Genomic DNA, 19,793 nt, shown 5'->3' with positions numbered 1-19,793 from the left:
TAGCCCGTCTTATTCGTCAGAGGGCGCCTGAGAGGCTGGCGAGCGTGGTGTAAAGCGCTGATGCGGCGTAGGATTCGGTTGCAAAGCCAACCCCATCACCTTCAGCCGCGAACACCACGCCCGCCATGACCGACGATACGATTCTGCCCTTCTCGTTTCCAGCCGTTCACGCCAAGAAAGTCACAGCTGCCTTCGATGGCGGTCGGCTGACCTCGAACGGGGGCGTGATGCTTCTGGCGATGGCCGAGCGGCGTCTCGGCTTGGCCGACAATTTGGCCCGGGTGTTCCCGGATCGGCGCGATCCGACGCGGGTCGTGCACAGCCTGGTCGATATGTTCCGCGCGCGCATGTTCGCGATCTGCTGCGGCTACGAGGACGCCGACGACCTCGATCATCTGCGGTCCGATCCCGCATTCAAGCTGGCCTGCGGACGGCTGCCGGACACGGGTCGCGATCTGTGTTCCCAACCGACGCTGTCGCGTCTGGAGAATGCTCCGCGCCTGCGCGACGTGATCCGACTGACCTACACTTTGGTCGACGCATGGATGGATAGCTACCCGCGCGAGCCGGCATCCGTCACGCTCGACATCGATGATACCTGCGATGTCGTCCACGGCCATCAGCAGCTCTCGCTGTTCAACGCTCATTATGACGAACGCTGCTTCCTGCCGATCCACGTCTACGACACGGAGAAGAGCCGGCCCGTGGCGGTCGTGCTGCGGCCCGGCAAGACGCCGGGCGGCGTCGAGGTGCGTGCCCATCTGCGCCGCCTGGTACGGCATATCCGGACGCGGTGGCACAACACGCGAATTACGTTCCGTGGCGACGGGCACTATGCCCGGCCGGAGGCAATGGCGTGGTGCGAGACCAACGGCATCGACTACATCTTCGGTCTGTCCGGCACCAAGCCGCTCGCCAGAAAAGTCGACGCGGTCGCCGACGACATCCGCACGCGACGCGCCATCGAGAACCTGCCGGTTCTGCGCGGCTATACCGAGACGCGCCACAAGGCAAAGTCCTGGGATCGCGAACGACGCACCGTCGCCCGTATTGAGGCGACGATGCTCGGCCTCGACATCCGCTTCGTCGTCACCAGCCTCGATGTCGGCTCGGCCGAGTGGATCTACGACAGCCTGTATTGCGCGCGCGGCCAAGCCGAGAATCTGATCAAGCTGCATAAGACGCAGCTCGCCTCCGATCGCACCAGTTGCCGTTCGGCGCTCGCCAATCAAGTCCGCCTCGTTCTCCATACCGCCGCTTATTGGCTGATGCTGACCGTGCGCGACGCCATTCCCAAAGTCCGGGAATTGGCCACTGCCGAGTTCGCGACGCTGCGTCTTCGGCTCTTGAAAATCGCCGCCCGGGTTGTCGAGACCAAGAGCCGCATTCGCCTTGCGTTCGCCGCGGCATGTCCCGAAGCCGACCTGATCCGCAGCTTGCCCGGCGCGCTGCTGCCGCTCGGTCCTTGACCGGTGGGGCGTCCGCCCGCGTTCACCCAACCCATCCCTCAAGCGCGTTGCAAAGTACCGGTCGTCAGGCGGTGAAAAGCCGAAGGCAATCCTGTGCGCCTCGTCAGCGGAGGTGTGCGGATGCACCAGTCGGACCAAAATACCGCGCTCTCACGAATAGGGCGGGTTAGCTCACTGACAAAGGAGTATCTCGCCATGCCCACAACACACCTCGCCGGAAAAGCCTCAATTTCCTGCGGCGCGGGTCGAGCGGCGGTTTTACGAGACTGGACTAAGCTGTTAGTATAGCCTGCTACACATCGTGACGCTCCAAAGGAGAAAGTGGCAGGCAAAAGCGCCGCGCGCTCGCGACAGGCAAACCGAATGCATGCGCAATCGCGAAACGGAATATGCAGATCGCCGATTCCGAGAGCCGGATGGGGAGACGGACGTTGATGACCTCGCCACGGGGCTTCGCCTGCTCGATCCCGACTTCGAGAATCCAGGATATCGACATGGACGGCGTCGTTCGGATTGAACGGCCGGGCGTCGCCCCCAACATCAACCAAGCGTCCGCGCCATACCCGTGAGCCGCCCCGCCCAAACGGCAGGTTATCGTTCCCGCGCCATCGCGATGGATGCGAGCGTGATGGCGGCCAATGCCAGCCGCAATCACGGCAAAGCGCATCGACGTGCGACCGCACCACCTTTGGCGGCACCGTCGATCTACGCAGTCAGCGCTCGTCCTCAACGAGGTTGCCGCGATTCTCAGCCTCTGAACCGGGGATGGGTGAACATTCCAGCAAGTGGCGCCTAGAATGCGCAATTTGCGGCGCGATCACGCCGTACCAAAAGAGGTAGGTATGACATGTTGGAGGGTGTGGTACCTTCTGAAGGTTGATGATCGGAACCGAGCAGCGAACAACTCAGGTGTTACAAATCCTCTTTTAGGCCAGGAGACGTCGAATGAACGCGAATACAACCGAAGACGAGAAACGCGAACGGCGGCCACGTCCAGAGCCCGGACTGACCCAACTGACCGGCGCCGCAGCCGATGGCGCTGGAGAACCTGCAGCAGCGGCATCACGCATTCCGTCAATTTTTCCGGAATGGCAAAAATCGATCGAATCGACAAGGCACCTGTACGCCGCGGCATTAAAGGATGGATTAAGTTTGGCTGCTTCCTCTCTGCACGAACAAGCAAGCTTTCTGAGAAATCTTGCCGACTCTAAAACTCCCTCAGAGCTACTGAAGTGCCATCTGGACCTCGCGGAGAAATTCTGGTCGAAGTCGTTCAGCGAAGGCTCGAAAATATTGGATCATCTCAAACCATCGCCATCCTCTGCGGTAAGGCAAGGAACCCACTAAGCTTGAGAAATGAGGCCCCGACCGCACTCTGCTTTATCCGCAGCTGGGGCTGCACGTCCCCGACCGGCGACGTTATGGATACTGCATCTCGGCGCGTCCTGAGAAAACCTCCTTCCGCCACCTGGTCGATTTGGAGCTCAGGTGGCACATCGAACGCGAGTGTCAAGCAGACTGTCGGCGCCAGCATTATGTGCGGGCACGATTGTTGCGGCTTCCATTACCAGCCATGTTATGAATTGCGGCCCGAGAACAGTTCCGCCTTCGCGTGTGTCGCCTTCGACACTCGACGAAGGGCTTGCCCCTTGCAATTCACACTCGTACGGGCCGTGGAGAACGAGCTCTCCAGCTGCAACAAGGCAGGCGAACGCACAAAGCCCTCACTGAGCAGTCTTGCCGGGTTCGGTAGCGCCGATATTCTTCAGCATTAGGTCGCGCAAGAGCGCCGGACCGGGAATTCGGATTTCCTTGCCGTCGCGCAGTCTGCCGATTGCCGCAAGCAGCTTGCGGATATCATAGGTCGAATTGAACACCTCTGGCACACCACGTTCGACGTTGAGGAGCGTGTAGACGGCCTCCATCGCCGTGCGCACTGAGTATTCGGTCGTGAAGACGCAATCGCGCTCCGCCGACTCAGCAAACTGGCCGATGAAGGCAAAATTGATGGCGCCTTTGGGCACAACATTTGGTCGATCACCCGCCTGCCGCGGCATGAAGAGAGAGGTGACGTAGGGCATCATCACCGGCACAGTTTTTGCGGCCATCGCGGCGAGTCCCGGTATGTCCTCGACCGGCACGCCGAGGTGATGCAACCATTCCTGCGTGATTTCCTCGCCCGTGCAATCTTGCATCGGCTTGTTCACGTAGTCGCCAGGCTCGTCGACGAAAAGTGAGTAGACCCAGACGACGATCTGATTACTGGGCTGGTACTTGAAATGCGGTTGACGGTTTACAGTCCAACTGAGCAGCCAGTTCGAATCCTTCGCCGTGACGATCCCTCCCGTGACGACCTTGCCGCTGAACGGATCGCGTTTGGCGATCTTGCGGATATAGGCTGGAATGCGCGCATCTAGAGTCGTGATCGTCGCCGATTGCCATTTGGTTGCAGGAATATTGCCGCCGAAGACATCCGGGCGGCCGAACGCCGCGTCCTTGGCCGCAATACGCCGCCACAGATCCCAAGCAGGCGCCGGGCCTTCGTCGAGCCTGGAGGGCGTGTGATGGTCTGCCTTGTCCGAGTTTTCGGTGAGCGACCCGATCGTCATGAAGACAAGATCGTCGGCGCCAAGGCCGATGCCGCCGGCGACGCCGCCCTCCAGACAGTGGATAGCCGTGGCCTGCTTGCATCCCGCCTTTATGTCGAAATCGACATCAGTGACTTCGACGTCGTAGCGGAAGTTGACGCCCTGCTCCAACAGCCATTTGCACAACGGTAGAACCAGCGCTTCATACTGATTGTACCTGGTAAACTTCAGCGCGCTGAAATCCGGCAGGCCCCCGATATGATGGATGAACCGATCCAGATAAAGCTTCATCTCCAGGGCAGAATGCCACTCCGTAAAGGCGAACATCGTCCACCAATAGAGCCAAAAATTGCTGCTGAAAAACTCTTTCCCGAACACTTCGTCGATACGACTGTTCTCCATCTCCTCACGGGAGGCAAGAAAGACGGCGATCAATTCCTTTTCCGCCTTTTCGCTCAGAGTGAAAAGGCCGTCGGTGTGCGCGTCCTGTCCCTGGTTCACCGTCGCCCGTTGCAGCGAGTAGTTCGGATCATCCTTGCTCAACCAGTAGAATTCGTCGAGCACGCTGGCACCTTCAGTTTCCAGCGAAGGGATCGACCGGAACAAGTCCCATAGGCACTCGAAATGATCCTCCATCTCGCGGCCTCCCCGGACCACGAAGCCCCTTCCTAGGTCTTGGTTACCGTCGAGAGCCCCACCCGGTATCTTCAGCCGTTCGAGGATGGTGATCCGGTCGCCACGCATATGGCCATCGCGGATCAGGAAGGCCGCACCGGAAAGCGCCGCCAGGCCCGCACCGACGAACCACGCAGTCTTGTTGTCCACACCTTCGGGTTTGCGAGGGCGGGCAAAGGCTTCGTAATTTCCGCTACCGTAGTACATCGCAACATTCTATCCGACTAGATTGGACATTCAGTCAGGTTAATCAAAAGAGGTTCTCGGGCGCCAGGCATTTGCGCGGGACGCCGACCGTCAGACCTCCATCGATGACGACCTCCGAACCGGTAAGGTAGCTGGACTCGTCGCTGAGGAGGAACAAGACGACCTGCGATACTTCCTGCGGCTCGGCTGCCCGCCCGAGTGGAACGGGAAAAAGGGAGGACTCGAAGCTCTCGGTCATCGGGGTGGCAATGAAGCCGGGATGGATCGAGTTGATGCGGACTCCCGAGGCCGCGGCTTCCAGTGCAGCGGACTTGGTTATGCCCCGCACGCCGAACTTCGAAGCGACATAGGCGTGGAGTCCGGCACTGCCCCGCAGTCCCTCGACGGACGAGACGTTGACGATCGAACCTCCGCCCGCGCGCCGGATGGCCGGTAGGGCTGCCTGCATTCCGAGGAATACGCCGGTTAGATTGACGGCAAGGGTCTTGTTCCACTGATCGAGCGAGAACTGCTCAATAGGGGCTATGTTGGCGATCGCGGCGTTGTTGACCAGCCCGTGGAGCGCGCCGAAGCGCCCTTCGGCGCTTGCGACCGCCTCGGCCCACTGCTTCGGCTGGGTAACGTCCTGAGGCATATAGATGGTCGAATTGCCAAGTTGAGCCGCGAGAGCCTCTCCTTCTGTATGAAGAATATCAGTGATCACGACCCTGGCCCCCTCAGCCACCAGCAGGCGCGCATTAGCTGCCCCCATTCCGCGAGCCCCGCCGGTCACCAGAATGACCTTGTCGTTCACACGTCCCATAGTCGTCGACCCGTTCCGTTGATCAATGGCGGTGCAGCGTCTTCCAGACGTCGAAGAGGAACGCGAGGGTCATCCGTTATGACGCGCGAGGTGTCGAGAATGTGCGGAATGCTCTGTGCGAATCGCGGGTGCCTTCTTATCGACACGTCCATGCTAAGCGGACCAACCATTGAGGCGCTGTTGGCGGCGGACAGAAGTTAGCGGCGACGTGACGCAGGTGCCCGCGTGAGTCATGCACAGGCACTGTCCCTCGTCGATATCACGCGCCGCTAACCTCAAGTGGCCAGCCACGGCCTCAAGCTGCGATGGTGGCCATGTCCAGGGGAGGGCGCCCCTGGGCATATCCAAGGTCTGCATTCTTCGTGCCAAAAAATGGTCCAGAGTTCGCATTGTTTTGTGTGGGTTTTGTTCTCTTTCCGACTTGCGAACGTCGTGATGTTTGCACCCGGCCCTATTTACAGCGGCTTCATGTCGATCGTGACGCCCCCGCAAGCATCGGCAGCGCAGGCACGTTTTGCTGCCAGTTTCGACACGATGAAAGACCTGGATTAACCGTCATCGGCGCTGCGTGGCCCCGTTGCATCCCTGCACGTCTGAGCTCGCTCAGCTATGTCCGGTCGATGACATGCATGTGGGGAACTGCAATCGAGGCGCAAAGCGCAGCGTTTTGTCTCTGTTCAAGCGGAATGCCGGTACGATGGTTTGGCACGCTGGTTGCTGACGCATGTATGGCTCGGCTGCTCATATGCTCGCGCAACCTCCATGGGACAGCAAAGCCTCTTCGAAGCGTAAACTAGCGCGGGTGGCCCTTCCACCCGCCCGCGCGCTTTTCCGCAGGCCGCCCGTGGAGAGTATGCTATGAAAAGGCTTTGGAGAACGCCATAGAGGCGCTGAGGAGATGGTCTGAAGGCTAACTCGCAACCGGCACCGTACTTGCCGCGCTGGCAAAGCTTGAAGCGAGTAGGGCAACACCGCGGCTGCATCCAGAACGGAAGCTCTCCGCCATCACGCGGATGCGCGCGTCTAAGCTACGCCCAGCAATCTCGGTCGACGGTCCCGCTGTCAATTTCCGGAAATCAAGCGGTCGAAGTGTTAGAAGAGCGCGAGATCACCGCATATCACGAGGCGGCGCATGCGGTGATTGCTCGCGCACTCGACACCGCGCCGCTCCCAGCGCCCCTAGCGATCGATGATCCCGGTAAGGATGGCTTTGACGCGCACGGAGACGGCCATGCAATTTTGTGCGGCTTTGATGGACTTGAGCCTTCCCGGATCATTCTGTGCGATGTTGGGATCAGATAGGAGGCGCTGCAGCCGGACGCGGCGCCATGCCTGCACATGGCGGAGGCGCGGCAGGATCGCAGGCCGTGCGAAAGCGTCGATCCGCTCAAAGCTGGTCGCCACGGCCTGTTCCCTCCAGGTCGCAGACTAGCGCAATCCGCCGCACGGATGGAAGAGGAGCCTGTGATTTTACGGACTGACCGCTCCGGTCGCCGCCAATTGCAACCTTCCGTTGTTGGGAGGTCACATCAGGCAAGGGACGTGAAGTCCGCCTGTCGTGAATTCGGACAAACTGATGGCGGCAGGACGGATACTTTGGCGTCGTCTAAGTGTCTGTTCCAAAACATGTTGAGTCGAATGAATCGGTTGTGATTCAAGGTGAGCGGCCTGATTCGATGGGGACGCGCCGCCAATGTGGACTACCGAGAACCGTGCACGCTACGACCGCAGCCGCCTGCGCTATCCGAGCGACTTGACCGACGAGGAGTGGGCGCTGATCGCGCCTCGCATCCCGCCGGCCAAGCGCGGCGGCAACAAGCGTACGGTGGACCTGCGCGAGATTGCCAACGGGCTGATGTACATCCTGAGCACAGGTTGCCAGTGGCGCGCGATCCCCAAGGACCTGCCGCCGCGCTCGACGCTGTATGGCTACTTCGATCTGTGGAGCTGGAACGGCACGCTCGATAAAATTCATCACGCCCTCTATGTCGAATGTCGCGAAAGGGCCGAGCGCGAGGCTTCTCCCACCGCCGCCATCATCGATAGCCAGAGCGTGAAAAGCGCTGAAAAAGGGGGCCTCATGATCTCCATGGCTACGACGCGGGCAAGAAGATCAAGGGCAAGAAGCGGCACATTCTCGTCGACACGCAAGGCCTCTTGATGCACGCCATCGTGCATGCGGCGGACATCCAGGATCGCGACGGCGGCGTGCTCCTGATGGCAACGTTGTTCGGCCTCTATCCCTTTCTTCTGAAGCTCTACGCCGACGGCGGATATCAAGGGCCACATTTCCAGAAGGGGCTGCGTAGCGCTCTGAAGCGCGTGAACCTCGAAATCGTCAAACGCTCCGATCAGGCTCACCGTTTCGTCGTCTTGCCCAAACGCTGGATCGTCGAGCGTACCTTTGCCTGGCTCGGGCGATGCCGAAGACTGTCCAAAGATTGGGAATGCTTCAATCACAGGGCGCTCGCCTTTCTCAAGCTGGCCTCCATCCGACTCATGCTGCGAAAGCTATGCAATCCAAGGTAATCTTTCCGGACAGACTCTAAGACGACAGCGGGCTTCGATATGTGACCTACGCGGTCGCGAGGGCCGATACGGCCGAAGCCGTAAAGGCTTCGTCGGCAGCCGGCGCAGGCGAAGCAGCGACCTCGAATCTCGAACTCCGCGAAGCCGACTGGAAGCGGCCTTGGCCATGGCGAGCTTGTGGCGATAGAACGATGATCGGAATATTCCGCTGGCGCACCGAACAGGCAGGTTCAATACAGGTGGTGTCGGGGACCCTCGGCCGCGAACGTGTTCACCTTGAAGCGCCGGCTGCCAAGCGGCTTCAGACCGAGATAAAGGCGTTTCTGGACTGGTTCAACACCGAGCAAGGCCAGGCCCCTGTTATCACGGCTGCACTTGCGCATCTGCGGTTTGTGACCATCCATTCCTTCGAGGACGGCACCGGACGAATAGGGCGTGCGATCGCCGATTTGGCACTCGTGCGTTCCGAACAAAGCACGCGGCGCTTCTACAGCATGTCCAGGCAAATCCGGAAGGAGCGCAAGCCTACTACGACATCCTTGAGCGAACCCGACGTGGCACGCTCGACATCATCATTTGGCTCGACTGGTTTCTCGGTTGCCTGGGTCGGGCTTTCGACGGCGCTGAGATGATCATCGGTAGCGTCTTGCAGAAGGCAGCGTTCTGGGAAAAGCATGCCACGAGCGACCTCAGCGATCGCCAGCAACGGATGCTAAATCGGCTGCTCGACGGACTTCCAGGGAAAGCTCACTTCGTCGAAGTAGGAAAAATTGCCAAGCTCTCGCAGCCGACCGCAACGCGCGACATTAATGACTTAATCAAGCGGCATTCAAAAGACGCCGCAGGCGGTCGCAGCACCAGTTACTCCCTTGGACTTAGCGATGCAGATCAAACTGATCAGCCTACCTAGCCGCGCCTGGGTCGCGGCCAATCACCCCCTCATCGCCGGCATCGATCACGTCGAGCATTCTTCAAGATTGATGCACGATCGAGGCTTACCTAAGCTGTAAGAACAGCCTTGGTATCGAAGGGGATTTTCATGTGATACATTTCGCGTGCAAGCTCAGTCTTCAAGGAAGTGCCCGGGCCGTTAGGAAATATAGGCAATGCCATCAAGGTCGGATGGCTTCTCCACCGTCGACTTCATAAGCGCAGCCACATTGGCTGCCCCAAACTTCCCGATAACGAAGCCGAGTTCGAACACGACATTCTGCCGCGCCCGCGATCGAAGGCCTGCTTCCGTATCCACAATACCGCTCGCGACCAACGATCCAAGGCCTGTTTGACAGTATACAGTTGCGGCTACCCATCTGATGCTCTGCTAGAATCCCCCGCAAGGGACGTATGCAAAAGGAAAGCGCCCCGCCCTTTCGGACGGGGCGCTACGGCGGCGCGGACTTGGGGTCAAGGCCAGATCTGGCCGCCGAATCGTTGCTCCGGATATCATATCGTAGCCAGGCTCCCGGCGGGCGCGAGATGTTATTTTGATGCTGATTAGGCGATGCTGAACACAGATTTTCGCGGTGGCCGCATCTGGGGGCCATAGCCCACCCAAGTGCATCGGCCGGATCAAGATCTACCTCTTGGACAACGGATCTGGCCCTAATCAACACGTCGTTCGCCGAGCGTCAGAACCTTACCAAGCGCATATTCACCCCGCCTAACGCGTCCCTAAGAAGTTGAAAACCATTGTCACGCATTCTGGCCATTTTTGTTCTAAAATTTTTTGCCAAACTGATAAGACGCTTGTCGCTACCGCGGCGAAGGCTTCTGGCTTGGCTGGGAGGATGTGCTGACGCGGATCGACAAGCGGACCGTCCGGGGTTGCGCCGCGTGTGCAAGAAGCAGGTAGGAAGCCAGACAATCTCAAACTGAGGCACTGGCGCTTGCCGAATTTTCCCGGAATCAGCCTTGGCGACGCCTCGACCAATACGGCGCTAGTTTTCATCCAGAGATAATTTTCAGCTTTGGTGCACCTCTTCGACAACTGGCGCTGCAAACAACAAACTTGTCCAGCCGACCAGACGTTTGGATTAAATGCCAGGGAGTGAATAGCCGACTAAGGAGCCAGACATCGCCTGCTCGAGCGACCGGCTATCAAGACTTCTCGGAGAAAAGCACCACGGATAAGGCGCTGGTTGATTACGGCAATCTGAGTCCTGACCTATGGCCCCGAGAGCCAGACGCTGAAATCATTGCCATACCAGCCACGCTGCGGCATAATCGCGAGGGTACCGTCGAGCGCCGCACCTCCGTTCACCACGAGGCGGCTGAACGCACCAGTATCGTTCACCGCGAGCTGCAAGCGCCCGGTGGACGTTTGCAGATAGCCCCCATTCACCGTTATGTTGTTGTCACGACCATCGATGAGCGGCGCGACAGCCCCGCTATTGGTGAAGCGGCCATCGGTATTGAGCAGATAACTGCCGTTACCGGACAGGGTTGCGTGTTGCGCGACAGTTGCGTCGTACACTTCGTGATTGCCAGTAAACAACGCGACGCCGCCGGACAACTGCAGCGACAGGTTGTTGCGTCCAATGATGTTACCTTCATAGCGGGTCGCAAAGCTTGCGTCGGGCTGTCCCGTTGTGTGACCATGTGTCAGGCGTCATACCGAGCGTCAATTTGGTCAGGCGCGGCGAACCCTTCTCGTCAAGTTGGGCGTAATCAGACAGGATGTCCCCTGACAGCGTTGCGCCACGCATCACGTTGATCTCGCCCACATAACCACTGTTCGACATGTACATCGCGGCGTAACTGCCAGCCAGGCGCCCGGTCAGATCGAATGTGTTGACGAGCGGACCGTCGATTTCGTTCAGCATCGGGGCCGCGCTATTGCCAATCGTGCGAATATACGAGCCACGATATTCACGGTGATTGCCCATCGCATTGTTGCCAAAGTCGAAGCTTGCTGCGATGCCATGCTCGCCGAGCGCCTGCACGTCGCCACGCTGAGTAAGCGAGTGACCCTTGCCATAGGCGAACATCGCCGTCCGCATGGACGCGGGTCCCCGGCGGGATTGTTATCCGATTGGCTTCGCCATCGACGCGGATGCCAGCGCTCCCCGTTCCTTCCGAAAGCAGGCCGGCGCGCTGGACCACAGTGTTGTCGCGGCCATAGACATGCAGCCCCAGTCCGAGCATCGCCGTGTTGTATGTATTTGGGAGATACGCGGTTCCTTCAGTGTTGCGAGCGAAGAAGGGGTTATCGCTAATCAGACTCTGACCGTTGCCGTAGATGGAGTAACCGAACAACTTGCGCCGATCGATGGTATAGCCGATATCCTGCAACGCGGCCAAACTCCGCCTCCATGAAGGGTGTGTAATTCCGGTATCGCTGGTGGCTCATTAAGCTGTTCTTGAGCTCGCTATGCGAGACGAAGGCTGCATCCGGCGACGCGTCCTCATGCATCGCCTGCACCGGAATACCGGGCATGGCGCCGGCCAGCACTTCACTCATATGCTTCCCGGCGAAATAGCCCGCGGCGCAGGTCGAAAACGTTGTCAGCTCGCAGGTTGGCGCAGCCGGAGCAATAGATCGCTTGTCCCGGCTTGGCTTGTTTGCCATTGTCATCGTGCAAATGGTCCGTCCAGCCGTTTATCGCTTCGGGCGAAATGCGGCGATGCTTCGTGGCCGTCAATAGTACTGACGATTCCCATCTGATGGGCGATCTCATAAATCATAACGGGTGCGAGACCTATCTTTCGCGTCATCGGCAATTGCGAAGGGATGTATGCTTCGGCTGAAAACCCCATCTGTCCGATCGCAACCATGCCAAGCGCCCCGTAGGTCAGCGAGCCGCCTCGTGAGTGCCGCCTGCACCTTGTTGCCGCTATCGGGTGACGATTGGATAGAGGCCCATGCGTTGTCAATGGCAATCCCGGCGACGTTGACGATGGCCGGCGATTGACCCGGTATGACCTTAATGATTTCAGCCCAATACTGAATCGCAGCCAGTGAATGATCTATTTCCCATTGCGGCAAATTCCGCAGTGCGCGCTGCTCGTCACTTGGGCCACAACAAAAAGGGCCATCTCTGACACCGAATATCCGCGCCCGTATGAATGGCATGCCGTTCGAATCGGTGACATCGTAGGTTTCAACGGCCGCGCTGGGCGATGAAATGGACCCGCGGAGCGGGGCCGCTTGAGCCGGTTTGTTAGTTGGAAACTGACCGCTCCTGATTACTTCCTATCACGCTGCCAGAGACACTGTCTGCTGCTGTTGCTGCTGTGGGCATGTGGTCAACGCGTCAGCGTTGTCCACCATGTCCACAGCCTTCGCGGCCTGCATCCGTTCGCGCCAGACCGCCATCGGCGTGCGATACGTCCTCGATTGTAGAACGCCAGATATTTGGAAATCGATGCTCGCGCCTCGAGCACGCTGTCGTAAGCACGCAGATAGACTTCCTCGTATTTGACAGTGCGCCACAGCCGCTCGACGAACACGTTGTCGCGCCAGGCACCCTTGCCGTCCATGCTGATGGCGATGTTCGCGTCCAGCAGCACGCCGGTGAAGTCGAGGCTGGTGAACTGGCTACCCTGATCCGTGTTGAAGAAGATCTCGGGCCTGCCGTGCTTCGCCAACGCCTCCTGGAGCGCTTCGACGCAGAATATCGTCTCCATCGTGATCGATACGCGATGGACCAATACCCTTCGGCTGAACACATCGACGACCGCGGCGAGGTAAACGAATCCACGTCGCATCGGAATGTAGCTGATGTCCATTGCCCAGACCTGGTTCGGCCGCTCGATCTTCAATCCGCGCAATAGGTACGGGTAGATCTTGTGGCCCGGTGCGGGCTTGCTCGTGTTCGGACGGCGATAGATCGCCTCGATCCCCATGCGCTTCATCAGCGTCGCGAGCGTCCCGACGTGGCGGCGGCCAACCTGCATGCCCTCACGCTGCAACAGCGATCGCAGCATGCGCCCCCCTGCGAAGGGATAATCGAGGTGCAGCTCATCGAGCCGGAGCATCAAGACAAGTCCTCGGCCGAAACCGGCCGAGGTTCATAGTAAACCGTACTGCGGGCAAGGTTCAGGACCTTCGCCTGGCGCACGACAGACAGATCATGGTCGCGGTCGATCATCGCTTTGCGCTCAGTCATGCTTTTCGAGCCAGCGGCGGACCACCAGCGCGAGCGCGTTGACGTCGCCGTCAACGGAAAAGAGCCGCTTGCGCACATCATCGCCGGTCCCCACGAAACGGCTATAGCTTGTGCCCACGGGGTCGAGAAACACCAAATCGGTGAAATCTAGCCAAGTCTCCGCGTTTGGCCTCACCTCCGGAAAAGTGGATGGCGTGACCTCGTCAGCATTGATCGGTAGCCGCCACGGTCCGGCATTGCCAAGCTGCAGCCAGGCCGATGATGAGCCCGGTCCGCCGTTGAAGAAGAACGTTACCGGGCGCGTGCCGCGATCGGCGCCGTCAAGCTGATAGGACGTATAGGCGATGTCGGCCTCCGGTTCACCCTTCTCGTCGAACAGGCGGATGGAGCCGCCCGTCGCGATGAAAGAGAGCGTCCGCCCAGGGAGATCAAGCGTTTGCCTGGTGCTGGAGTCCGGCGGCAGGCGATGCTGCTCGGCCGCCGACGGCGTACTTCGGCGCTTGGCCGGCGTGTTCGCCGGGGCCGCCCTTCTGGCCGGCCGGCGTCGTGGCATTAGCGCGCCGTGGCAGATCGTCTGCCCGCACGCTCCCCATGATCCCCCAAGCAAACAGGATCAACGCAAGAGAGGTGCTGCGCAGTGCGGTCGACGACATAGAGGTTCTCCTGTGCAAGGCTTGCTCTGTTGGTGCGCGAGGCGTGTCTGTCAAAAACGGTCTAGTCACTAGCTCATGCGTGGGAACAACAAACCTACCAGAGTCAGCAGTTGCCACCGTCGGCGGGTGCAGATCGTATGCCCGACCATCGCCAATCGCCCGGTTGGCGGTTCGACCCCTGATCGGCTCAACGCGCTCGGCCTTCACGGCATGGCCAACGCCCTTCGTCGACATCGCCAAGCTGCGGCAGCAGGCCGCCGTCGAGGACATCGACTATCGCACTCCGCGCGGTCTGGACCGCAGCCTTCTGGCAATGCTGGTCGAAGGCGGCTGGACCGCCCACCACGCCAACCTGCCGATCTGCGGCCCCCCGGCGTCGAGAGCCTGCGGCGAACCCGCAAGCCCGGCCGAAAGGCCTGAGCGAGGGGCTCCGTGGACATGCCGCCGCGCGTGGACAACGCGAAGGGCGTTGCCCACCTGCCCACAGCAGGAGCAGCAAAAAAACCAAATCCTTCGAGCCGCGATTCTAGATTGACCTCGCGGCTTCGCCGATACCCGGGCGATGGGCGAGATCATCTCGGAATCCTGGGCGAGATCAAATCGGTACAGCCAGGCGAAATCATCGGAATCGCAATCGAGAAGCTTGCTGTCGCATGCTCCATGAAAAGGTAGGAGCAAAACGAGGCTTGCGATGATCTAGAAGAATATCAACGTAGACACCAATAAGTCGAGGGCGTGCTCCGTTTGGGGCGTGTGTGTGATGCTCGTCGGGTTATGGATGTATGACAGGCCGATGCTCGCATATATTCCGGGCGCGAGATACGCAGTGTATGTTCCCGTGATTGCTGTTGTATCGCGATGCACGAGCTCGCCCTTGGCCAAAGCAGCATCCACCGCAAACTTGCTCCAGACGGTGTTGGTGGCAACGAGAGCCATCAGATCACTGGGCCGACTATCAAAAGGTCCCTTCGCATAAAGGCGAAGCTCGTAGTACTGGCTGATTCTGTTGAGGTCGGGCGGTGCTCCCATGAGAGAGAATCCGCCATAGATACCACGAGATGGTGCCCCCTGGACGTCACTCTGCCAGAGCTGCCGGTCCGCGGCGATGTAGTGAAAACTATTGCCGCTATGCCTTTGCCGGTCCGGGTCCGCTACATTCTTGTAGCGGCTGTTGCTGAAACCAGCGCCTGCCCGCAACCACGTGTCAGGCACGCCGGGAGCGGCCTTACTCTTGTAGCCAATCTCGTCGATGAAAAGAATGCCCGCGTTTGCTGTGCTCCAGTTCACGCCGCTGGGATTCTCGGTTACATGCGCATAGGGTCCATCTGGACTGATTGAGCGCTGCACGGAGATTTTGTCGTACCAGCGATCATCGAAATTGTACTTCAGGTTGAGGGCGGGGGTCGGCGCCGCGTTGGTGCTCATCCCTGCTTGGAAAAGGGCGAACATGTTTGATCCTGAAATTCCTCCGAACAATGTGCCGGTGAATTCGTTCTGATTTCTAAGATAGCCAAACTTGAGTTCGAGTGTCCTGTCGAGGAAAGTTTGGTAGTAAGCGAGCGTGTTGAGTCCTACTCGATCAGGCCCCGGGCGCTTCCATGTCCAGTATTGCTGCTCGGCCCCCACGGCAATTTGACCATCAGCAATACCGAAGCGGCTGAGATCGTAGGTGACGATCATGAAGTTCGCCGTGGCAAATGTCGGATTCTGTCCCATATAGAGCTGGTTTGCGAAGCTGCTTCTGGCTGCATTCGGCAGCTGGTTGTCTGCAAAGCTGTTGTGCGTCCAGCCGATATACCCGATGCCGATGTCCGCCAGCGCCGATCTGGCGCCGCCCTTGTCCTGATCTATCGTATCGGAAGGCCCAGGTATGGCGAGCCACAACCCCTTTTCTCGTAGATGTTCGAAACGCGCGAAAGGGTCGATCGCCGCTTGTGCTCTCGTCTGGGTAGCCCGATCGGCACTGCCGCTCTTTTTGAGAGGCATGCTGGGACCATTTGCCGGCGCCGCGGCACGGGGTCCGGATGCCTTACTGATCAAGCGGATGGAGAGCCTTGTCTTCCGATCGGGAGCGGTGCTGCGGCTTCTTTTGGTGACCTGATCTGCAGTATCTCTGTTGAGATCAAGATCGTTAGCGGCTTTTGCCAGAACTGAATTGCCGACCAGACAAGCCGCCAGCGGAAGTGCGACAACCCGGCCCCGTCGCTTCGAGCTGTATGCAAGTGCCGCCGTAGCCGAAGATGTTCGAGACGTTATCGCCGAAACAATGCGATCGCGCATAATGTACTTCGCGTCCCTATCTGCGAGCCGTGAATGGATCGAGCTTCGGCCTGATTGCCCGAGAAGCGGACTTCCCAGCCTTTGGAGTCTGAAGGCTATGGTGACCTCTAAAAGCAAAAGGTGTCGTATGTCCCCAGCGGGACCGGCTTTAACCGTCCCGAACCTCGTCACCCGGGGAGGGCGAGGCTGATCTGGCCTGCACGTAGCTTGTGCATCATGCGTGGCGCGAGCGCGAGCGGCGTGCTGGCTCGATGAGGTGATGATGACGAACGAGCTTCAGCTGTCCTTGCCAGCAAGACATCGCGAGCGACCGTGCTCCGTGATGCCGCAGAAGAGTCTTATGGTGCCGAACATCGTGTTTGAAGGCGTCATTCTCGACGAAATGGTAGTCACCGAAAAGCAACCCCGCCGGTGACGAGGGCAGGCATCATGAAGCTTTGTTGGCAGCTCGGTCACCGAAAGACGAGGCAATCGACGGGCGCGAGGTCTGGAAAATGTTGCCGTCTGAGCCCCCGGCGATCGTGGCAGAGTGTTCTGCGAGCTGGCGCAGGAGAACGGAGAAAATAGCATTCGAGCAGCTTTGATCGCTGCCGCAGGGCAGTTGGCGAATCCGTCAGCTCCATTAGCGCGGCCAGATCTATGGTGCATTCCGAGTTCCTTGACAAATGACCCGTGGGGCGTTCGATGGCCACGCTTGCCAGCTGTCCATCGTCTCGATCAACCTGCCGAGATTGGTAGTTGCAATGGCTGCCGGTCCAATGGCATGGCGCCCAGTGCTGAGGTGGCTAGCTGGCAGGGCTGAGTTTCCGTCACAACGCACTCCGGCGAGTTGGCGCGGTTCGTATTCGGCCGCAGCAGGGTGAGAAAATCTGCAAGGATCTTGTGAATCGTGAGAAAATGGTGCCCCGTTGCTCGCAAAGACGCGAAGCAGTACGCCGCTGCCGACGGTAGGATGTAGGAGATCCCCGCTAGGGGGGGCTTTTGCGCTGAAAAAGAGCCCACATTGGAGCCGAAGGGCAGACAATCAGAGGTTGCGGAGAATGATGGTGCCCGGGGGGCGCGGGCGGCTGCAGCCCGTCAGCATCGCAGGCTATTGCAGCAACGAGCTGCCTATTGGGTCGGGGAAGTCGCGCGTGGAACCATGGAGATAACAGATCAAGCTGCCGCCTCGGACTTGCGGCCGCTCTTGCACAGCTCGTTAGGGCGCATTCGCTGGGGTTTGATGTTTCTTGTTGTCTTCGTCGGCCTGGGTGCGGCGGCAGCCCATTTTGCATCGAGCCTCGCAGAGTTCGTCGAAACGCCTGCCGCTGGGCAAGTCGGTTCAACGATGGTTCTGTCACCGGAGGACAGGGCATCCCTGACCGAGACACAGGGGGCGCAGCAGAAGCTGAGCGATGACATTGCAGGGCTCACCCGCCACATCGATGCCCAGCGGGGCGACCTCCAAGCGATCTTGGATCAGCTCACCACACTGACTTCGCGAATCGACATCTTGCAGATTCCGGCGCCTGGTCCATCTGCTCCTTCCGCTGCTACTTTGCCGCCAGACAAAGCGGTCTTGAGCTCCGTCAAGAAACGCATCGGACGCTCAAAACCACAGGGTCCTGTTTCGGTCGGAGGCGCGCCTTTGATCGCAGGATCGATCGGCGAGCGCTGACACCACAGACCGGTCGCCTCCGTATCGCTGTCTCACCGCCTCGCCACCGCCGGGGCGGCGCCCGCGCCGAGCGCCGCGTCAAGCTGGCTCGCGCCGCCTCGACCCAAACCGGATATGGATTGGCCCCGTCCATCACATGTCTCGTCAGTGCAGCCGGATCTTCGCGATCACAGCGAGAAGATCCGCTACGGACGGCCTCCGCCGTAAGTCCGAACCGAAACGCCTGTCGATCTGAATGATGGGCCCGAGCAACGCCGAACCTGGACTATCCTAGTGGCTCTGCACAGTGATTTTGACTGGTTAGCACCGCGGGGTCCAACGGACTTTCAGCGGAAGCTAAGAGCGCTAAGGATGCCGGGGTCATCTAACGGGCCAGGCAACTCGCAGGGCAGCCCGTCGCCGGCCGGGGCGCGGACGCGTCTCCCGCGGGCTCGCGTGAATCTTCCGTATCGCGTGAATCTTCCGTATAGAGAGTCCGCGTTGCACGACGATCCTGGCCTTGCGCGCGACCCATCGCAGCACAGCCTGTCGGTGGAGGTCACCGCTGCGTCTGGGTCCAAAGGTTGGCATCGACGCCGTGTAGCCGCATGGCTTTGCGGGCCGCGTATAAGCGTCGCGCTGAGCGTCGGAAATGGAAGCGATCCAACGCGCCACGCTGAGACCATGGCGTTTAAGTTGAAGTCCTGCTCCCAGTTCATGGCTCATAGAAGGGATTGTTGCCGGGCAGTAGGTAGTCGTCCGTGAACAAGGCTCTAAGCGATTGAGCGAGAGTCTGTTTTTCGGATTTGAGACGGTTTGAGATTGCAGGGATTGGGAGGTAAAGACCGCCAAAGCCTGCAAATTCGATTGTGGATTGAACGAAGCCGCTGCCGCGGCGTAGGGGGCAAGGTGGCATAGATCGCCTCCTGGCTGAGAGGATGTGGGTGTTGGAGCCCACCCCCTCAGACAGGAGTATCGAGATGGCCGATTTGAGCCCTCTTCGCCGCCGCATGATCGAAGACATGACCGTCCGCAATCTGTCGCCGGCGACGCAAAGATCCTACATCAGCGCGGTTTCGAAGTTCAGCCGCTATTTTGGCCGATCGCCTGACCGGTTAGAGCTGGAAGACGTCCGCGCCTTCCAGGTGCATTTGGTCTCGACCGGCATCTCATGGCCGGCGCTGAACCAGATCGTCTGTGCGCTACGGTTTTTCTACGGCGTCACGCTCGGCGAGGCGCTCATCCCAGAGCGCATTCCCTATGCGCGAGAACCGCGCAAGCTGCCGGTCGTTCTCAGCGCCGACGAAGTGGTTCAGTTTCTTGAAGCGGTATCGAGCCTGAAGAGCCGCGCCGCGCTCACCACCGCCTATGCGGCCGGGCTCAGGGCCTCGGAGGTTGCGGGACTGCGGATCGAAGACATCGACAGCGCCCGCGGCGTCATCCAGGTGCGCCACGGCAAGGGCGCGAAGGATCGCAACGTGATGCTGTCGCCCCAGCTGCTGGGCATCCTGCGCACCTACTGGCGGCTCGCCCGGCCGCGGCTTTATCTGTTCCCTGGTCGTGACGAAGATCATCCGATCGATCAGACCGTGCTGCATGCCGCCTGCCGGTCGGCGGTGAAGGCTGCGGGCCTGACCAAGCGCGTCACGCTGCACACGCTGCGCCACAGCTTCGCGACACATCTTCTCGAGAACGGAACCGATATCCGGATCATCCAGGTCTTGCTCGGGCACAATAATTTGTCGTCGACAGCGCGCTACACGCAGGTCGCCACCGATACGATCCGAGCGACGCAGAGCCCGCTCGATCGCCTGTCGCTGGAGGTGACGCCACCTGGATGACCCGC

General features: G+C 59.7%; 17 protein-coding genes and 2 pseudogenes. 8 read left to right on the top strand and 11 right to left on the bottom strand.

All coding sequences use genetic code 11. The features are described from left to right. The first annotated feature begins 125 nt into the window (after window positions 1-125). Window positions 126-1,469 carry an IS1380 family transposase gene (locus HAP41_RS44920; RefSeq protein ID WP_166053720.1) on the top strand — a complete coding sequence of 448 codons (1,344 nt, stop codon included), beginning with the start codon at window positions 126-128 and terminating at the stop codon, window positions 1,467-1,469. A 292-nt stretch (window positions 1,470-1,761) separates the two neighbouring features. Here HAP41_RS44920 and HAP41_RS44915 read toward each other — a convergent pair whose 3' ends face one another. Continuing rightward, window positions 1,762-2,136: a hypothetical protein gene (locus HAP41_RS44915; RefSeq protein WP_166071938.1), complete on the bottom strand. Its 375-nt coding sequence runs from the start codon at window positions 2,134-2,136 to the stop codon at window positions 1,762-1,764. Window positions 2,137-2,414: 278 nt separating this feature from the next. On the opposite strand from HAP41_RS44915, the gene HAP41_RS44910 reads away from it, so the two are divergent. Beyond that, window positions 2,415-2,816, top strand: coding sequence for a hypothetical protein (locus HAP41_RS44910; RefSeq protein ID WP_166071939.1), 402 nt, complete (start codon window positions 2,415-2,417; stop codon window positions 2,814-2,816). A 377-nt stretch (window positions 2,817-3,193) separates the two neighbouring features. On the opposite strand, the gene HAP41_RS44905 is transcribed toward HAP41_RS44910, so the two are convergent. From HAP41_RS44905 to HAP41_RS44895, 3 genes are all read right to left on the bottom strand, one after another. Next, window positions 3,194-4,939 carry an oleate hydratase gene (locus HAP41_RS44905; protein WP_166071940.1) on the bottom strand — a complete coding sequence of 582 codons (1,746 nt, stop codon included), beginning with the start codon at window positions 4,937-4,939 and terminating at the stop codon, window positions 3,194-3,196. 43 nt (window positions 4,940-4,982) lie between these two features. Next, entirely contained in the window at window positions 4,983-5,741 is a 759-nt protein-coding gene (locus HAP41_RS44900; protein WP_166071941.1) for a glucose 1-dehydrogenase, read from the bottom strand. Between the two features lie 1,179 nt (window positions 5,742-6,920). Further along, window positions 6,921-7,145, bottom strand: coding sequence for a hypothetical protein (locus HAP41_RS44895; RefSeq protein ID WP_166071942.1), 225 nt, complete (start codon window positions 7,143-7,145; stop codon window positions 6,921-6,923). Window positions 7,146-7,434: 289 nt separating this feature from the next. Here HAP41_RS44895 and HAP41_RS44890 point away from each other — a divergent pair. The 3 genes and pseudogenes from HAP41_RS44890 to HAP41_RS44880 all read left to right on the top strand — a co-directional run bounded on the left by HAP41_RS44890 (window position 7,435) and on the right by HAP41_RS44880 (window position 9,180). Next, window positions 7,435-8,270: pseudogene (locus HAP41_RS44890) on the top strand (IS5 family transposase). A 191-nt stretch (window positions 8,271-8,461) separates the two neighbouring features. Further along, window positions 8,462-8,902, top strand: a complete 441-nt coding sequence (locus HAP41_RS44885; RefSeq protein ID WP_224580564.1) for a Fic family protein — start codon at window positions 8,462-8,464, stop codon at window positions 8,900-8,902. Next, a complete protein-coding gene (locus HAP41_RS44880) occupies window positions 8,899-9,180 on the top strand; it encodes a Fic family protein (protein WP_224580565.1) in 282 nt (93 codons plus the stop codon). Before HAP41_RS44885 ends, HAP41_RS44880 begins: the two co-directional genes overlap by 4 nt. 180 nt (window positions 9,181-9,360) lie before the next feature. Here the strand turns inward: HAP41_RS44880 and HAP41_RS44875 are convergent, their stop codons facing one another. The 7 genes and pseudogenes from HAP41_RS44875 to HAP41_RS44840 form a co-directional block, all read right to left on the bottom strand. Next, on the bottom strand, window positions 9,361-9,474 hold the full coding sequence (locus tag HAP41_RS44875; RefSeq protein ID WP_231169030.1) for a TIR domain-containing protein: 114 nt from the start codon (window positions 9,472-9,474) through the stop codon (window positions 9,361-9,363). A gap of 960 nt (window positions 9,475-10,434) precedes the next feature. Next, window positions 10,435-10,764 carry a hypothetical protein gene (locus tag HAP41_RS44870; protein ID WP_224580567.1) on the bottom strand — a complete coding sequence of 110 codons (330 nt, stop codon included), beginning with the start codon at window positions 10,762-10,764 and terminating at the stop codon, window positions 10,435-10,437. 55 nt (window positions 10,765-10,819) lie between these two features. Beyond that, window positions 10,820-11,269, bottom strand: a complete 450-nt coding sequence (locus tag HAP41_RS44865) for a hypothetical protein (RefSeq protein ID WP_224580568.1) — start codon at window positions 11,267-11,269, stop codon at window positions 10,820-10,822. 571 nt (window positions 11,270-11,840) lie between these two features. Then, the gene (locus HAP41_RS44860; RefSeq protein WP_166071943.1) at window positions 11,841-12,044 is read right to left on the bottom strand and encodes a hypothetical protein; all 204 of its coding nucleotides are present in this window, start codon (window positions 12,042-12,044) and stop codon (window positions 11,841-11,843) included. Between the two features lie 471 nt (window positions 12,045-12,515). Beyond that, window positions 12,516-13,372: pseudogene (locus tag HAP41_RS44855) on the bottom strand (IS3 family transposase); the annotation flags it as partial. Further along, on the bottom strand, window positions 13,371-13,931 hold the full coding sequence (locus tag HAP41_RS44850) for a S10 family serine carboxypeptidase-like protein (RefSeq protein ID WP_414643272.1): 561 nt from the start codon (window positions 13,929-13,931) through the stop codon (window positions 13,371-13,373). The gene HAP41_RS44850 and the pseudogene HAP41_RS44855, both read right to left, overlap by 2 nt. 796 nt (window positions 13,932-14,727) lie before the next feature. Beyond that, window positions 14,728-16,311: a carbohydrate porin gene (locus tag HAP41_RS44840; protein ID WP_166071944.1), complete on the bottom strand. Its 1,584-nt coding sequence runs from the start codon at window positions 16,309-16,311 to the stop codon at window positions 14,728-14,730. 259 nt (window positions 16,312-16,570) lie between these two features. Here HAP41_RS44840 and HAP41_RS44835 point away from each other — a divergent pair, with 259 nt between their 5' ends. The 3 genes from HAP41_RS44835 to HAP41_RS44825 all read left to right on the top strand — a co-directional run bounded on the left by HAP41_RS44835 (window position 16,571) and on the right by HAP41_RS44825 (window position 19,788). After that, a complete protein-coding gene (locus HAP41_RS44835) occupies window positions 16,571-16,726 on the top strand; it encodes a hypothetical protein (RefSeq protein ID WP_166071945.1) in 156 nt (51 codons plus the stop codon). Between the two features lie 726 nt (window positions 16,727-17,452). Further along, window positions 17,453-17,968 carry a hypothetical protein gene (locus HAP41_RS44830; protein ID WP_166071946.1) on the top strand — a complete coding sequence of 172 codons (516 nt, stop codon included), beginning with the start codon at window positions 17,453-17,455 and terminating at the stop codon, window positions 17,966-17,968. A 959-nt stretch (window positions 17,969-18,927) separates the two neighbouring features. Beyond that, on the top strand, window positions 18,928-19,788 hold the full coding sequence (locus HAP41_RS44825) for a tyrosine-type recombinase/integrase (protein ID WP_029085027.1): 861 nt from the start codon (window positions 18,928-18,930) through the stop codon (window positions 19,786-19,788). The last annotated feature ends 5 nt before the right edge of the window (window positions 19,789-19,793 follow it).

This window comes from Bradyrhizobium barranii subsp. apii (assembly GCF_011516635.5).
GTDB classification, from domain to species: domain Bacteria; phylum Pseudomonadota; class Alphaproteobacteria; order Rhizobiales; family Xanthobacteraceae; genus Bradyrhizobium; species Bradyrhizobium barranii.
The sequence above is the reverse complement of the archived record's forward strand: the minus strand, read 5'-3'. Positions and strand labels throughout refer to the sequence as shown.

Excerpts from the sequence above, each read along its gene's own strand:
- HAP41_RS44840 (WP_166071944.1), bottom strand. The coding sequence starts at position 16,311 with ATGCGCGATCGCATTGTTTCGGCGATAACGTCTCGAACATCTTCGGCT.
- HAP41_RS44830 (WP_166071946.1), top strand. The coding sequence starts at position 17,453 with ATGGAGATAACAGATCAAGCTGCCGCCTCGGACTTGCGGCCGCTCTTG.
- HAP41_RS44910 (WP_166071939.1), top strand. The coding sequence starts at position 2,415 with ATGAACGCGAATACAACCGAAGACGAGAAACGCGAACGGCGGCCACGT.
- HAP41_RS44865 (WP_224580568.1), bottom strand. The coding sequence starts at position 11,269 with ATGCGGACGGCGATGTTCGCCTATGGCAAGGGTCACTCGCTTACTCAG.
- HAP41_RS44835 (WP_166071945.1), top strand. The coding sequence starts at position 16,571 with ATGATGACGAACGAGCTTCAGCTGTCCTTGCCAGCAAGACATCGCGAG.
- HAP41_RS44825 (WP_029085027.1), top strand. The coding sequence starts at position 18,928 with ATGGCCGATTTGAGCCCTCTTCGCCGCCGCATGATCGAAGACATGACC.
- HAP41_RS44905 (WP_166071940.1), bottom strand. The coding sequence starts at position 4,939 with ATGTACTACGGTAGCGGAAATTACGAAGCCTTTGCCCGCCCTCGCAAA.
- HAP41_RS44900 (WP_166071941.1), bottom strand. The coding sequence starts at position 5,741 with ATGGGACGTGTGAACGACAAGGTCATTCTGGTGACCGGCGGGGCTCGC.
- HAP41_RS44880 (WP_224580565.1), top strand. The coding sequence starts at position 8,899 with ATGATCATCGGTAGCGTCTTGCAGAAGGCAGCGTTCTGGGAAAAGCAT.
- HAP41_RS44860 (WP_166071943.1), bottom strand. The coding sequence starts at position 12,044 with ATGGTTGCGATCGGACAGATGGGGTTTTCAGCCGAAGCATACATCCCT.
- HAP41_RS44915 (WP_166071938.1), bottom strand. The coding sequence starts at position 2,136 with ATGCGCTTTGCCGTGATTGCGGCTGGCATTGGCCGCCATCACGCTCGC.
- HAP41_RS44885 (WP_224580564.1), top strand. The coding sequence starts at position 8,462 with ATGATCGGAATATTCCGCTGGCGCACCGAACAGGCAGGTTCAATACAG.
- HAP41_RS44850 (WP_414643272.1), bottom strand. The coding sequence starts at position 13,931 with ATGCCACGACGCCGGCCGGCCAGAAGGGCGGCCCCGGCGAACACGCCG.
- HAP41_RS44920 (WP_166053720.1), top strand. The coding sequence starts at position 126 with ATGACCGACGATACGATTCTGCCCTTCTCGTTTCCAGCCGTTCACGCC.